Below are 13,170 nucleotides of genomic sequence, written 5' to 3'. Positions count from 1 at the left end.
ATCGCGTCGGGTTGAGGACCAAAGACCCTAACCGACGGGCTCGGGCACGACGAGGCTAGAAGCATGCCCGACACGATGTTCGATACAGCGACCCTCACCCGTGCGGTGCAGCTGGCATCGCGTGCGCCTTCTCTGCACAACACCCAACCGTGGCGGCTGGTGGCTCAACGTGATTGTCTGCATCTGCACCTCGACCCCAGTCGGGTGGTGACCGCAACCGACCGCTCCTCGCGTGAGGCGATCATCAGCTGCGGTGTGCTGCTGGACCATCTGCGGGCTGCCATGGCCGCAGCCGGGTGGGCCACCGCTGTCGACCGCTTCCCCAATCCCAATGACCCCGATCATCTGGCGACGCTTCAGTTCTCGCCGATGGAGTTCGTCACCGACGCCCACCGCCGGCGGGCCGATGCGATCCTGGCTCGGCGCACCGACCGCCTGCCGATGACCGGGTACGCGGACTGGGATGCCTTCGAAGCGTTGCTGCGGGCGCGGTTGCCCGACGGCCCGGTGCATCTGGACGTGCTGGCCGAGGACGCGCGCGAAACGGTGGCCGAAGCCGCGGCGTTGACCGAGTCGCTGCGCCTCTACGACTCCGCCTACCACGCTGAACTTGCTTGGTGGACAACACCGTTCGCAACCGAAGACGGTATCCCGCAGAGCTCGCTGGTGTCGGCGGCCGAAAGCGAGCGCGTCGCGGTGGCACGCACGTTCCCGGTCACCGCACACACCGATCGGCGTCCCAACGTCCGCGACGATTCGGCGACCCTGGTCGTGCTGTCCACGGACGGGTACAGCCGGGCCGACGCCCTCGATGCGGGCGAGGCCCTCTCGGCGCTGTTGCTGGAATGCACGCTCTCGGGCCTGAGTACTTGCCCGGTGAGCCACGTGACCGAGCTGCACGCCAGCCGCGACATCATCGGTACCCTGATCGGCCGCGACGCCTGCCCGCAGCTGCTGGTCCGGATCGGTATCGCGCCGACGATCACCGACGCGCCACCGCCGACTCCGCGCCGCGCCGTCGAGGCCTTCCTGACCTTCGAATCCTGACCGTCCCAAATAGGAGCTGACCCATGACCGACACCCTGATCGATCCCGCCTCCACCACTGCTCCCACCGCTGGTGCGGCCGTCGTGGTCGAAGCCGACGGCCGCACCTCCAGCAACGACGCCCTGCACACCGCGATCGACGAAGCCGTGCGGCGCGGCGCGCCGTTGCGGGTGCTGACCACCTGGGGAGCCCGGCACCGCGAGATGTACGACGCGACCGCCGTCGCTGAGCGCGACCGCCTGTCGGCCGCACAGCTCGAGCGCCGGCTGACCCGTGCGCTGAAGCGCTCGCCAGACCTTGATGTGCAGAGCATCGACGGCTACGACAGCGTTGCGGAATACCTGGCGGTACATCCGGAGTCGGCCCAGGTGCTCGTGCTCGGTGCCGACCACCCGGATTCGGCCGGGTTGCAGGCGGTGTTGGCGCGCTCGGGTTGCGCGGTGCTCACTTGCGATCGGCGCCCCCGGTTGTGAGACTCGGGGAATGATCAGAGTTTTTCTGGTCGATGACCATGAGGTGGTTCGCCGCGGGCTGATCGACCTGCTCAGTGCAGACCCGGAGCTGGACGTGATCGGCGAGGCCGACTCGGTGTCCCAGGCGCTGGCCCGGGTGCCTGCGCTGGCGCCCGATGTCGCGGTGCTCGATGTCCGGTTGCCTGACGGCAACGGCATCGAGCTGTGCCGGGAACTGCTGTCGCGCATGCCTGATCTGCGCTGCCTGATGCTGACGTCGTTCACGTCCGACGAAGCCATGCTGGATGCCATTCTGGCCGGCGCCAGCGGCTACGTGGTCAAAGACATCAAGGGCATGGAACTGGCCCAGGCGATCAAGGACGTCGGGGCCGGGAAGTCGCTGCTGGACAACCGCGCCGCCACGGCGCTGATGGCCAAACTGCGGGGCGACGCCGAGCGCTCCGACCCGTTGGCCGGGCTGACGCAGCAGGAGCGGGTGCTGTTGGACCTGCTGGGGGAGGGGCTGACCAACCGGCAGATCGCGGCCCGGATGTTCCTGGCCGAGAAGACCGTGAAGAACTACGTGTCGCGGTTGCTGGCCAAGTTGGGCATGGAACGCCGCACGCAGGCCGCGGTATTCGCCTCCACGCTCGATCGTCGTGATCACCAGTGATGCCAGGGTCTTTGGTCCCCGGCGGATAGGGCTTTCGCCCATGGTGCCGCGAACTGCGCGGCAATAGCCTCACGGCTATGGGAATCGGAATGTCAACGCGCAGTGAGCCGGTCACGATCCTGTCCGAGCGTGAGTGCTGGGAACTGCTGGGCAGTGTGTCGCTCGGCCGCCTCGTCACCGCAGTCGACGACGAGGCGCACGTCTTCCCGGTGAACTTCGTGGTGCAGAACCGAACCATCCTGTTCCGCACCGCGGCGGGGACGAAGCTGATCAGCGCGGCCATCAACAACCAGGTGGTGTTCGAAGCCGACGATCACACCGCGGCCGAAGGCTGGAGCGTGATCGTGCGAGGTGTTGCACGCACCCTGCGTACGGACGAGGAACTGGCCGAAGCCGAACAGGCGCAGTTACTGCCGTGGACTGCGACGTCGAAAACGCACTATGTGCGGGTGTCCCCGGTCCGGGTCACCGGCCGCCGCTTCCGGTTCGGACCTGAACCGGCCGCGGAGTGACGACCCCGGACGAGCTTGGTGCGCTGCGGCCGGTAGTGCCAGCATGGTGGACGTGACTGGTCACCGTGCGCACCCCGACGATGAACAGCGGACTCCGCAGTTGAGGGACACGCTCTCGCAGCTGCGGTTGCGCGAATTGCTCACCGAGGTCCAGGACCGTGTCGAGGAGATCATCACCGGCCGCGACCGGATCGACGGCCTGGTCGAGGCGATGCTCGCGGTGACGTCGGGCCTGGACCTCGAGGTCACGTTGAGCACCATCGTGCGGACGGCGATCGAGCTGGTCGACGCCCGCTACGGTGCGTTGGGTGTCCGTGGCGACGAGCATGAGCTGACCGAGTTCGTCTATCAGGGCATCGACGACGAAACCCGGGCCGTGATCGGGCATCTGCCCGAAGGGCGTGGCGTGCTGGGTGTGCTGATCGACGATCCGAAACCGATCCGGCTCGACGACATCCGCCAACATCCCGCCTCGGTCGGGTTCCCGCCCAATCACCCGCCGATGCGGACTTTTCTGGGTGTCCCGGTGCGGATCCGCGACGAGGTGTTCGGCAACCTCTACCTCACCGACAAGACCAACGGGCAGCCGTTCAGTGAGGACGATGAGGTGCTCGTGGAGGCCCTGGCCGCGGCTGCGGGGGTGGCGGTGGAGAACGCCCGGCTCTACGAACTGTCCCGAGACCGGCAGGCCTGGATCGCGGCCACCCGCGATATCGGCACCGAACTGCTCGGCGGTACCGATCCGGCCAGGGTGTTCCGCATGGTGGCCGATGAGGCGCTCAAACTGACGGGTGCCGACCGGATCGTGGTCGCCGTGCCCGGCAGCGAGGTCCCCGCCGGTGAGGCCGACACCCTCGTGGTGGCCGCCACCGCGGGCAGTCCGACCACGGTCGACTCGATTCCGGTGGGCCCGCACGGAGCGGAGGACGCGGTGGGCGCGGCGTTCCGCGACGGCACCCCGCACCGGCTCGACCGCCTCGAGTTGGACGGCGCGGGTGGCCCGGCGCTGGTGCTGCCGCTGCGTGCCATCGACACGGTGGCCGGTGTGCTGGTGGCCGTGCGCGCCGACGGCGCCCGGAGCTTCACCGCCGAGCAGCTCGACATGGCCGCGGCGTTCGCCGACCAGGCCGCGGTGGCCTGGCAGCTGGCCAGCTCTCAGCGCAGCGTGCAGGAGTTGGAGATCCTGGCCGACCGGGACAGGATCGCCCGGGACCTGCACGATCACGTGATCCAGCGGCTGTTCGCGGTGGGCCTGTCGCTGCAGGGCACGATCCCGCGGGCGCAGTCTCCGGAGGTGCAACAACGGCTCATGGGAACTGTCGATGACCTACAGGCGGTCATTCAGGAGATCCGGACCGCGATCTTCGATCTGCACGGTGCGCAGGCCGGCACGACGCGGCTGCGGCAGCGGCTCGACAAGGTGATCGCCCAGTTCGCCGACGCGCCGATACACATCAGCACGCGGTTCGTCGGCCCGCTGTCAGTGGTCGAGGCGACCCTGGCCGATCATGCCGAGGCGGTGCTGCGCGAGGCGATCAGCAATGCGGTACGTCATTCGGGGGCAAGTGAACTCACCGTTCTCGTGGAGGTGGCCGACGACCTGTCCATCGAGGTGTCCGACAACGGCTGTGGGATCGCCGCCGAGGTCACCGAGAGCGGGCTGGGGAATCTGCGGGCCCGCGCGTTGAGCGCGGACGGCCAGTTCACGATCACCGACCGGCCCGGTGGCGGGACCGTGTTGCGTTGGGCCGCACCGCTTCCCGAGTAGCGGCCATACGCCGACCAGACGCAAAAGCACCCGAAAACGCCGGTTTTCGGGTGCTTTTGCGTCTGCTCGCGCAGAGAAGGTGAGGGCTACTCGGCGTCCTTGACCTTCGCCATGGCGAGCACATCGAGGCGCTTGTCCAGCTCGGCCTCCGACAGCTTGTCGCCGATCAGGCCGCGGTCGATCACGGTCTGGCGGATGGTCTTCTTCTCCTTCAGGGCCTGCTTGGCGACCTTGGCGGCCTCCTCGTAGCCGATCGCCGAGTTCAGCGGCGTCACGATCGACGGGGAGGACTCGGCCAGGGTGCGCAGGTGGTCTTCATTGGCCACCAGACCGTCGATGCACTTGGCGGCGAACAGCTTCGACACGTTGGCCAGCAGGGTGAACGACTCGAGCACGTTGCGGGCCATCATCGGGATGTACACATTGAGCTCGAAGGCGCCCGACAGCCCGCCGACGGTGACGGCGGCGTCATTGCCGATGACCTGGGCGGCCACCTGGGTAACCGCCTCGGGCAGAACCGGATTGACCTTGCCCGGCATGATCGAGCTGCCCGGCTGCAGATCCGGCAGCTGGATCTCGCCCAGGCCGGTCAGCGGGCCCGAGCCCATCCAGCGCACATCGTTGGCGATCTTGGTCAGTGAGACGGCGATGGTCTTCAGCGCGCCGGACGCCTCGACCAGCCCATCGCGGGCCGCCTGGGCCTCGAAGGAGTCAGCGGCGGTGCGCAATTCGGCCAGACCGGTCTGGTTGACCAGCACCTCGACCACCTTGGGGCCGAAGCCGTCGGGGGCGTTGAGCCCGGTGCCCACGGCGGTGCCGCCGATGGCGAGCTCACCCAGGCGGGGCAGGGTGGCCTTGACCCGTTCGATGCCGGCCTCGACCTGACGGGCGTAGCCACCGAACTCCTGGCCCAGCGTCACCGGCACCGCGTCCATGAGGTGGGTGCGGCCGGACTTCACCACGGTCTTCCACTGCTTGGCCTTGGCAGCCAGCGACTCGTGCAGGATCTCGAGTGCCGGGATCAGGTGGCGCACAGCGGCTTCGGTGGCCGCGATGTGGGTGGCCGTCGGGAACGTGTCATTGGAGCTCTGCGACATGTTCACGTCGTCGTTGGGATGAACGGTCACGCCGTTGCGGCCGGCGATCGAGGCGATGACCTCGTTGGCGTTCATGTTGGAGCTGGTGCCCGAGCCGGTCTGGAACACGTCGATCGGGAACTGGTCGTCGTGCAGCCCGTCGGCGATCTCACCGGCCGCGGCGATGATGGCGTCGGCCTTCTCGGCGGCCAGCAGGCCCAGGTCCTTGTTGACCTGTGCGCAGGCCGCCTTCAGCAGGCCCAGCGCGCGGATCTGGGTGCGCTCCAGGCCGCGGAAGGAGATCGGGAAGTTCTCCACGGCGCGCTGGGTCTGTGCCCGCCACAGGGCGTTGACCGGCACCCGGACCTCGCCCATGGTGTCGTGTTCGATGCGGTATTCGGTCTCGACAGCGTTGTCGGTGCTCATACGTGCCTTTCTCGGAGGACTTCGGAGTTACGGGAGCGGGTAGGCGGCGGTCTTGTCGCCGGTGAAGTCGATGGCCGAGTACTCGTTGAGTTTCGTCAGCCGGTGGTAGGCCTCGATCATCCGGACGGTGCCGGACTTGGACCGCATCACGATGGACTGGGTGGTGCAGCCGCCGGGGTAGTACTGCACGCCCTTGAGCAGATCACCGTCGGTGACGCCGGTCGCGCAGAAGAAGACGTTCTCGCCCGCGACCAGGTCGTCGGTCGACAGGACCTGGTCCAGGTCGTAGCCCGCGTCGATGGCCTTCTGGCGTTCGGCGTCGTCGGTCGGGGCCAGCTGCGCCTGGATCGCGCCGCCCATGCAGCGGATCGCTGCCGCGGCGATGATGCCCTCGGGTGTCCCGCCGATGCCGGCCAGGATGTCGGTGCCCGAGTTGGGTCGGCAGGCCGAGATCGCGCCGGCGACGTCGCCGTCGGTGATCAGCCGGATGCGGGCACCGGCGGCACGGGCATCGTCGATCAGCTGGGCATGGCGCGGCCGGTCCAGGATGCACACGGTGAGATCGCTCACCGACGCTCCACGCACCTTGGCCACCCGCCGGATGTTCTCGCCGATCGGGGCGGTGATGTCGATGGCGTCGGCGCACTCCGGGCCGACGGCGATCTTGTTCATGTAGAACACCGCCGACGGGTCGAACATGGCGCCCCGCTCGGCGACCGCGAGCACCGAGATGGCGTTGGGCATGCCCTTGCTCATCAGCGTGGTGCCGTCGACCGGGTCGACGGCGAAATCGCACTCCGGTCCGTCGCCGTTGCCGACCTCTTCACCGTTGAAGAGCATCGGTGCTTCGTCTTTCTCGCCCTCGCCGATCACCACGACGCCGCGCATCGATACCGAGTTGACCAGCTCACGCATGGCGTCGACAGCGGCCCCGTCGCCGCCTTCCTTGTCGCCGCGGCCGACCCAGCGGCCTGCTGCCATGGCACCGGCCTCGGTCACCCGGACGAGTTCGAGGGCAAGGTTGCGATCCGGGGCTTCTCCCCGCGTGGGACTCATGGCCCAGATTGTCCCAGAACGTGGTCAACGTTTGGGAGCTGGGATACTGACGAGCATGTCCTCCGAGCCGACGTCTGAGCCAACCCCGGTCCCCAAGCCGGAAAAGTCGCGGTTGTTGCAGGACGGCCGGGATATGTTCTGGTCGATGGCTCCGCTGGTCGTGGCCTGCATCGTACTGGCCGGAATGCTGGGTATGTGCTCGTTTCAGGCCGGTGGGCCCGGAGCGGGTCCGCCTCCGGAATTCGATGCGCCGGCCGCACTGCAGGCTGACGCGGACGCCCTGAAGATTCCGATCCGGCTGCCTCAGCTGCCCGAGGGCTGGCATCCCAACTCCGGCAGTCGCCACGGCATCGACGGTGGTATGACGCTGCCCGGCGGCCAGCATGGCCGCGCGGTGTCCTCGCGTATCGGCTATCTGGCGCCCAATGGCAAGTATCTGAGCCTGACCCAGAGCAATGCCGACGAGGCCGCCCTGGTGGCCTCGATCAAGCCGGATTCGTATGCGTCGGGCACCGAGGATGTCGACGGGGTGACCTGGGTGGTCTACGAGAGCAGCGACCCGGAACCGGTGTGGACGACGAGGCTGAGCGGACCGGCACAGGTTGCGATCACAGGCGCCGGTGGTACTGATGAGTACCGTACGCTGGCGAGTGCGACGCAGAAGCAGTCGCCGCTGCCGACCAAGAGGCCGTGACGCACTAACGGATGGAGCCCGTGTTGTCGTCGCCAGTTGCAGATCTCACCGGGTGGACCGCCGCCCCATTCACCGCCGCCGATCAGACCTACGACGTGTACCGCAAGGGCGAAGGCCCCGGTGTGGTCCTGATTCCCGAGATTCCCGGCCTGCATCCCGGGGTGCTCGCGCTGGGCAACCACCTGGTGGAAAACGGCTTCACGGTGGCCGCCCCGTCGTTGTTCGGCACCCCCGGCGCGGCCGCGGTGCGTCCGGGTGCCATCCCAGTCATGCTGAAGGCCTGTGTGACAAAGGAATTCGCCGCCTTCGCGACGAACGCCGACCGGCCCGTCGCGCATTACCTGCGGGCGCTGGCCCGCGATCTGAACGCCAACACACCCGGTAAGGGCGTCGGCGTCATCGGGCAGTGCTTCACCGGCGGGTTCGCACTTGCCGCCGCGGTGGACGACAGCGTGCTGGCCCCGGTGCTGAGCCAGCCGTCGGTGCCGGTGGCCCTGACCGCGGCGCAGAAACGCGATCCGGGCATGTCGGAGGCCGAGCTCAAGATCATCGAACAGCGCGCCGCCAATGACGGCCTGTGCGCACTGGCGCTGCGCTTCAGCCAGGACCGGCTGGCGCCGGGGGAGCGGTTCGCCACCCTCAAGGCGCGGCTCGGCGACGCATTCGAGGTCATCGAGATCGACTCGAAGAAGGGCAACGCCGACGGCATCCCGGCGTCCGCGCATTCGGTGCTCACCGATCAGGTGCGCGAGGTCGACGGGCATCCCGCGTATGAGGCACGGAAGCGGGTGGTGGCGTTCCTTACGGAACGTCTGGTGGCGTAACCGCCGACGGGGATTCGTCGGCGGCATCGGCGGTGTCGGCCTCCGGCGCCGGGGCCGCGCCCTTCTGCCGCCGCGACCACAACTTCTTGCGGGGCGCGTCGGGCTCGTCGGTTTCGAGCTCGACGCCCTTGTAGACGGCCAGGTACACGCTGACCGTGGTGACGATGATGATCATCAGGACCGGCCCGATCACCAGACCGAAGAAGCCGAACATCGAGATGCCGGCGAACACCGCCAGCAGCATCAGCGCGGGATCGAGTCGGGCCGCCTTGGGCACCAGCCACGGACGCAACAGATTGTCGATGTTGGTGACCACCAGCAGGTGGAACACCACCACGAAAATACCGCCGAAGATGTTGCCGAAGAACATCATTCCGATGCCGAACGGGATGGTGACGATGCCGCCGCCGAGCGGGATGACCGACAGCGCGGTCAGCAGGATCGCGAAGACGAAGAACCCCTCGTGGAAGCCCGCGATGTAGATCGATATCGCCCCGGCCACGCCCTGGCAGAACGCGATCACGAACTGGCCCTTGACCGTTCCCTTCACCATGGCGCCGGTCTTGGCCAGGTACAGGTCGGTGATCTCCTCACCCAGCGGATTCAGCCGGCGGATCAGGGTGGCCATCTCGTCCTTGTTGACCAGCATCGAGATGAACACGTACAGGAAGATGATCGACGAGGTGATGGCGCCGACCATGCCGCCGACTGCCCCCTGCAGGACGCTCAGCAGCCATTCGCCGAGGTGCTGGGAAAGCTTGATTACGGTGTCGCGCAATGAATCTGCGCTGAGGTGGATGTCCAGGAAGGGCACCCGTGCCAGCAGTGAGTTGACCAGTTGCAGGGCCCGGTCGCCCAGGGTGCTGAGGTCGGTGTTGCCGATCCAGTTGCTGACCGTGTTGACGAGCTGGGTGACCTGGACGATGGCCATGAACACCACGAGCGACACCGGGATGATCACCATGAGTATGGCGACCAACAGCGTCAGCGTGGCCGAGAGGCCGGTACCGAATCTGCGCTGAAACCGTTGGTAGAGCGGGGTGAACAAGTAGGCGCCAACCGCGGCCATCACGATCAGGACGAAGAAGCTGCGCAGGAAGTAGGCCCCGAGTAGCAGGGCGAGCACTGTGAAGACCGCCAGCGCTCGCTTCTGGGTGAGGGTGAACTGGTCTTTCATCAGATCCCTTCCCGACGTTGCGCTGACCCTATCGTCACGCGGGCGTGACGGTCGGCATTGACTTCACTCCAGCGTGACGTCGGAGACCAGAGCCGAGCGGCGGGCGGCCTGGCCGGCCCGTTGTGCGGCGACGAAGCGCATGGAGAGCCGTTGCATCAGGCCGGGCGCCAGGCGGGCGATCAGCCAGGAGGCATGGGCGCGACGGGGTTTGACCAGGATGGCTCTATTGCGCGAGATGGCGCGCAAGGCGTCGGCGGCGAGCCGATCGGCGTCGTAGGCGGTCTTGACTCCTTGGCCCTGCAGGAAGTAGTCGCGGCCGACGAAACCGCCGACCGCGCCCTTGTCCAGGATCGGAGTCTCGACTCCGGCCGGGCAGACCGCCAGCACGCCCACGCCGTGGGCGGCCGCCTCCGAACGCAGGGCCAGCGACAGCCCGACGACGGCGTGCTTGGTCATCACATAGCTGGTGAGCTGACCCGCGGCGGCCAACCCGGCCATCGAGGCGGTGTTGATGATGTGGCCGTGGCCCTGCCGGATCATCTGCGGATACGCCGCGGCGACACCGTGGACGACCCCGCGCACGTTGATGTCGATGATGGCGTTCCACTGGTCGAGCGTGAGCAGTTCGGTGTCACCGCCCCAGACGATGCCGGCGTTGTTGAACATCAGATCGAGCTTTCCGGCCCGTTCCACGACGCCGTCGACCGCGGCCTGCACGGCGGCCGCGTCGGTGACGTCGAGGCGTGCCGACCGGGCGCCGAGCGGCGCAGCGGTGCGCGCCGCCGCAGCCTCGTCAATGTCGGTGCAGAGCACCTCGGCACCGGCGGCGGTCAACGCGCGGCACAGCGCTGCGCCGATCCCGGACCCGGCGCCGGTGACGATCGCCTGCTTACCGGCGAGCGTGCTCACGCCTGGGTCAGCTTCATGACATGGCCGAGAATGTCCGGATAGCGCTTGAGGTGCGCGCCCCCGTTGAGATCGAGCACCTCGCCGGTCAGCCAGGACGCCTGCGGGGAACACAGGAACACCACGGCCGCAGCGATGTCCTCGGGGGTTCCGCTGCGACCCAGCGCGGTGTTCTCGACGTACTCCTCGACCACCCCGGGGATCATCGCCGCGGGATCGGTCAGCGGAGTCTTCACGAATCCCGGCGCGATCGCGTTGACCCGGATGCCACGCGGTCCCATCTCGAGGGCGGCCACCTGCGTGAGCATCGACAACCCGGCCTTGGCCGCGCAGTAGGCGCTCATGCCGGCCGCGGGCTGGCGGCCGTTCAGCGATGAAATCAACACCAGGACACCACCTTCGGGCAGGGCCCGGCCGGCGTGTTTGGCGACGATGAATCCGCCGTTGAGGCAGACGTCGACGACCGAGCGGAAGTCGTCGACCGGCATATCGGTGATCAGTCCGACGTTGCTGAACCCCGCGCAGTTGAGCACGATGTCAACAGAACCGGCGCGGGTAACTTCAGCGAACAACTTCTGCACCGCATCCTCGTTGGTGACGTCGACGTAGAAGCTGGTGTGTGCTGCGCCGAGCTCGGCAGCCCGGGCCGCTGCGCCGTCGGCATCACGGTCGGCGATGACGATGCGGCAGCCGTCGGCGGCCAGCGCCTGGGCACTGGCCCACCCGATCCCCGAGGCCCCGCCGATGACGATCGCTACGCGATTCATTGACATTCCGCTGCTCATTCCTTCTCCTCGCGCGAGCGCTCGTCGGCCCGATCCGGGCGGTGGTCGCCCCACTTCTTGTCGATGGCGTTCCATGGGTCGGCCAACTGCCCGGGATAGTCCTTGTACGCGGACTTGGACCGCAGGAAGGCGCGAATCAAGGGCGCCGCCAGGCCGATCGGGAAACGCTTCAACCCGGCGTTCGCCCTGGTGTCCGCCAGCAGTTGCGGCCAGGAGTGATGCTGGAACCCGAGCGCTTCCTGCGCCCGGCTGGTGTCCATCCAGTCGGTGGCGAACCAGGCGGCGTCATCGTCGGGGTTGCCGGGTCGGCCGATCGGCAGGCCGCCCCTGATCCCCATCGCGGCAGCTGCTTGCGAACCGACTCCGGACTGGATGTGGCGGTGCGTCTCGGCGTCGCCGCCGATCAGCAGCACCTCGTGGTTGGCGGTTTCGGTCGGGACCGTGGTGGCCGCGACGAACGCTGCCGCCACATCACGAACGTCCACGGTCTGCAGCCGCCCGTCGGCGGGCAGCACACTCTCGAACGAGATGAGGTCAACGTCGATGCCGAGGCTGAACTCGGAGCTCATGACCCCACCGAGACGCAGGATCAGCCAATCCAGCTTCGAGGCTCGGACCAGGGCTTCGGCCTCGACCTTGTGCGCGCCGTAGATGTCGGATGGGTTGGTCGGGGTGTCCGGGGTCAACACGTCGTCGATGTGGTGCGGATTGCGGGCACCGTAGACCGCGATGCTCGATGCCTGGACGAACCGAGGCGGAGTCGGTTGGGCCTCGGCGGCCCGCAGCAGTGACGCGGTGGCCTCGACGTTCACCTTTCGGGCCAGCCCACGGCGCATGTAGCAGAACGGCGGGATGATCGCGGCGAGGTGGATGATCGCGGCCGGTGCGACCGCAGCCACGAGTGCGTCAACGGCAGCGGCGTCGGTCAGATCGGCCCAGCGCACCTGTACGGATGACGGGAGCACGGCGGCGGCCTTGCGGTTCGCGGGGACGTCGAGATCGGTCGCGACCACCGTGCGCCCGCCGGCGGCCAGCGTTTTCACGACGGCTGAGCCCACCAAACCGAACGCTCCGGTAACCAACACAGCGTCGGACATAGGTCTCCTCGCTAGAACGTGTTGCAACACTAGCGAACGCCGATGTGGTGTGTGTCACCGCGATCCGGACGGGGTTGTCGGGTTTTCGGCGGGCTGTTCGCCCCTGATTGCTCAGCAACCGGTCCACGGCCGTCGTACTGGGGGAGTTTGATGGAAGGCGAATGTTGCTGCCGTTGCCTCAAAAGCATTGATCAGTGGCACTGTCAGCCGATGAGCGTGACTGACATCACGCTGCACACCCCACTGTGACGCGTTTGCCGGAATGGTCGTCGTTACCGGATTTGGAAATTTGCCCGAGACCTATGCAAGGTGTGGCTGTAGGTATCGGTGAAAGTGAGCCAAGCGCAGGCGTTTGTGATGTACTCGGTTGCACGCGTCAGCAATTGGGGAGGTGTGGGATGTCCGAAGATGTCGTGACGGGGGTTAACGACAGCGACTCCGGCGAAATTGCCGAAGAAGTTGCTGTGGGTTCCTCGGTGGTGGTGTATCCGGGAACTGACGAAGAACTGCACGGAACCGTTGTCGAAGATTTCGCCGACTTGGCCGGGACCGCGGTCGAGGTCGCCGGAGAGCGAATCGTCGAACCGGCACGGCGGTGGGCCGTCAACCTTGACGACGGCGGCCTGGTGTTCGTCGACGACGACAGCATCGCGCTCGCCGCGCAAGCTGCCTGAGTT

14 protein-coding genes are annotated in these 13,170 nt (G+C 67.3%); 8 read left to right on the top strand and 6 right to left on the bottom strand.

Features of this window, described 5'->3' with window-relative positions; genetic code table 11:
- Nucleotides 1-63: 63 nt before the first annotated feature.
- From ACWEFV_RS10065 to ACWEFV_RS10045, 5 genes are all read left to right on the top strand, one after another.
- Entirely contained in the window at nt 64-1,047 is a 984-nt protein-coding gene (locus ACWEFV_RS10065) for an Acg family FMN-binding oxidoreductase (protein WP_450070059.1), read from the top strand.
- A gap of 23 nt (nt 1,048-1,070) precedes the next feature.
- Entirely contained in the window at nt 1,071-1,520 is a 450-nt protein-coding gene (locus ACWEFV_RS10060) for a universal stress protein (protein WP_450070058.1), read from the top strand.
- A 10-nt stretch (nt 1,521-1,530) separates the two neighbouring features.
- On the top strand, nt 1,531-2,172 hold the full coding sequence (dosR, locus tag ACWEFV_RS10055) for a hypoxia response regulator transcription factor DosR/DevR (RefSeq protein WP_135457556.1): 642 nt from the start codon (nt 1,531-1,533) through the stop codon (nt 2,170-2,172).
- 89 nt (nt 2,173-2,261) lie between these two features.
- Complete coding sequence (locus ACWEFV_RS10050; protein ID WP_135460228.1) at nt 2,262-2,684, top strand: pyridoxamine 5'-phosphate oxidase family protein; 423 nt, start codon at nt 2,262-2,264, stop codon at nt 2,682-2,684.
- A 43-nt stretch (nt 2,685-2,727) separates the two neighbouring features.
- The gene (locus ACWEFV_RS10045; RefSeq protein WP_450070057.1) at nt 2,728-4,452 is read left to right on the top strand and encodes a GAF domain-containing sensor histidine kinase; all 1,725 of its coding nucleotides are present in this window, start codon (nt 2,728-2,730) and stop codon (nt 4,450-4,452) included.
- Between the two features lie 86 nt (nt 4,453-4,538).
- On the opposite strand, the gene ACWEFV_RS10040 is transcribed toward ACWEFV_RS10045, so the two are convergent.
- A complete protein-coding gene (locus ACWEFV_RS10040; RefSeq protein ID WP_450070056.1) occupies nt 4,539-5,954 on the bottom strand; it encodes a class II fumarate hydratase in 1,416 nt (471 codons plus the stop codon).
- Between the two features lie 27 nt (nt 5,955-5,981).
- Nucleotides 5,982-7,010 carry a class II fructose-bisphosphatase gene (gene glpX / locus ACWEFV_RS10035; RefSeq protein WP_135457550.1) on the bottom strand — a complete coding sequence of 343 codons (1,029 nt, stop codon included), beginning with the start codon at nt 7,008-7,010 and terminating at the stop codon, nt 5,982-5,984.
- 55 nt (nt 7,011-7,065) lie between these two features.
- On the opposite strand from glpX, the gene ACWEFV_RS10030 reads away from it, so the two are divergent.
- Entirely contained in the window at nt 7,066-7,704 is a 639-nt protein-coding gene (locus ACWEFV_RS10030; RefSeq protein WP_135457548.1) for a DUF4245 domain-containing protein, read from the top strand.
- Nucleotides 7,705-7,727: 23 nt separating this feature from the next.
- Nucleotides 7,728-8,528, top strand: coding sequence for a dienelactone hydrolase family protein (locus ACWEFV_RS10025; RefSeq protein WP_450070055.1), 801 nt, complete (start codon nt 7,728-7,730; stop codon nt 8,526-8,528).
- On the opposite strand, the gene ACWEFV_RS10020 is transcribed toward ACWEFV_RS10025, so the two are convergent.
- The 4 genes from ACWEFV_RS10020 to ACWEFV_RS10005 all read right to left on the bottom strand — a co-directional run bounded on the left by ACWEFV_RS10020 (nt 8,506) and on the right by ACWEFV_RS10005 (nt 12,493).
- Complete coding sequence (locus ACWEFV_RS10020) at nt 8,506-9,705, bottom strand: AI-2E family transporter (RefSeq protein WP_450070054.1); 1,200 nt, start codon at nt 9,703-9,705, stop codon at nt 8,506-8,508. The genes ACWEFV_RS10025 and ACWEFV_RS10020 overlap by 23 nt on opposite strands.
- Before the next feature lie 63 nt (nt 9,706-9,768).
- The gene (locus ACWEFV_RS10015) at nt 9,769-10,614 is read right to left on the bottom strand and encodes an SDR family NAD(P)-dependent oxidoreductase (protein WP_450070053.1); all 846 of its coding nucleotides are present in this window, start codon (nt 10,612-10,614) and stop codon (nt 9,769-9,771) included.
- Entirely contained in the window at nt 10,611-11,384 is a 774-nt protein-coding gene (locus tag ACWEFV_RS10010; RefSeq protein ID WP_450070052.1) for an SDR family NAD(P)-dependent oxidoreductase, read from the bottom strand. The genes ACWEFV_RS10015 and ACWEFV_RS10010 overlap by 4 nt, the downstream gene beginning before the upstream one ends.
- 8 nt (nt 11,385-11,392) lie before the next feature.
- Nucleotides 11,393-12,493, bottom strand: a complete 1,101-nt coding sequence (locus ACWEFV_RS10005; protein ID WP_135457540.1) for an NAD-dependent epimerase/dehydratase family protein — start codon at nt 12,491-12,493, stop codon at nt 11,393-11,395.
- 398 nt (nt 12,494-12,891) lie between these two features.
- On the opposite strand from ACWEFV_RS10005, the gene ACWEFV_RS10000 reads away from it, so the two are divergent.
- Complete coding sequence (locus tag ACWEFV_RS10000) at nt 12,892-13,167, top strand: hypothetical protein (protein ID WP_450070051.1); 276 nt, start codon at nt 12,892-12,894, stop codon at nt 13,165-13,167.
- Nucleotides 13,168-13,170 lie beyond the last annotated feature (3 nt).

It is taken from the genome of Mycobacterium sp. NPDC004974 (assembly GCF_053600815.1).
Note: the sequence above shows the minus strand (reverse complement) of the source record. Positions and strands in the feature narration are given on the sequence as shown.

Coding starts and splice junctions, on each gene's coding strand:
- ACWEFV_RS10065 (WP_450070059.1), top strand. CDS start 64: ATGCCCGACACGATGTTCGATACAGCGACCCTCACCCGTGCGGTGCAG.
- ACWEFV_RS10060 (WP_450070058.1), top strand. CDS start 1,071: ATGACCGACACCCTGATCGATCCCGCCTCCACCACTGCTCCCACCGCT.
- dosR (WP_135457556.1), top strand. CDS start 1,531: ATGATCAGAGTTTTTCTGGTCGATGACCATGAGGTGGTTCGCCGCGGG.
- ACWEFV_RS10050 (WP_135460228.1), top strand. CDS start 2,262: ATGTCAACGCGCAGTGAGCCGGTCACGATCCTGTCCGAGCGTGAGTGC.
- ACWEFV_RS10045 (WP_450070057.1), top strand. CDS start 2,728: ATGGTGGACGTGACTGGTCACCGTGCGCACCCCGACGATGAACAGCGG.
- ACWEFV_RS10040 (WP_450070056.1), bottom strand. CDS start 5,954: ATGAGCACCGACAACGCTGTCGAGACCGAATACCGCATCGAACACGAC.
- glpX (WP_135457550.1), bottom strand. CDS start 7,010: ATGAGTCCCACGCGGGGAGAAGCCCCGGATCGCAACCTTGCCCTCGAA.
- ACWEFV_RS10030 (WP_135457548.1), top strand. CDS start 7,066: ATGTCCTCCGAGCCGACGTCTGAGCCAACCCCGGTCCCCAAGCCGGAA.
- ACWEFV_RS10020 (WP_450070054.1), bottom strand. CDS start 9,705: ATGAAAGACCAGTTCACCCTCACCCAGAAGCGAGCGCTGGCGGTCTTC.
- ACWEFV_RS10010 (WP_450070052.1), bottom strand. CDS start 11,384: ATGTCAATGAATCGCGTAGCGATCGTCATCGGCGGGGCCTCGGGGATC.
- ACWEFV_RS10005 (WP_135457540.1), bottom strand. CDS start 12,493: ATGTCCGACGCTGTGTTGGTTACCGGAGCGTTCGGTTTGGTGGGCTCA.
- ACWEFV_RS10000 (WP_450070051.1), top strand. CDS start 12,892: ATGTCCGAAGATGTCGTGACGGGGGTTAACGACAGCGACTCCGGCGAA.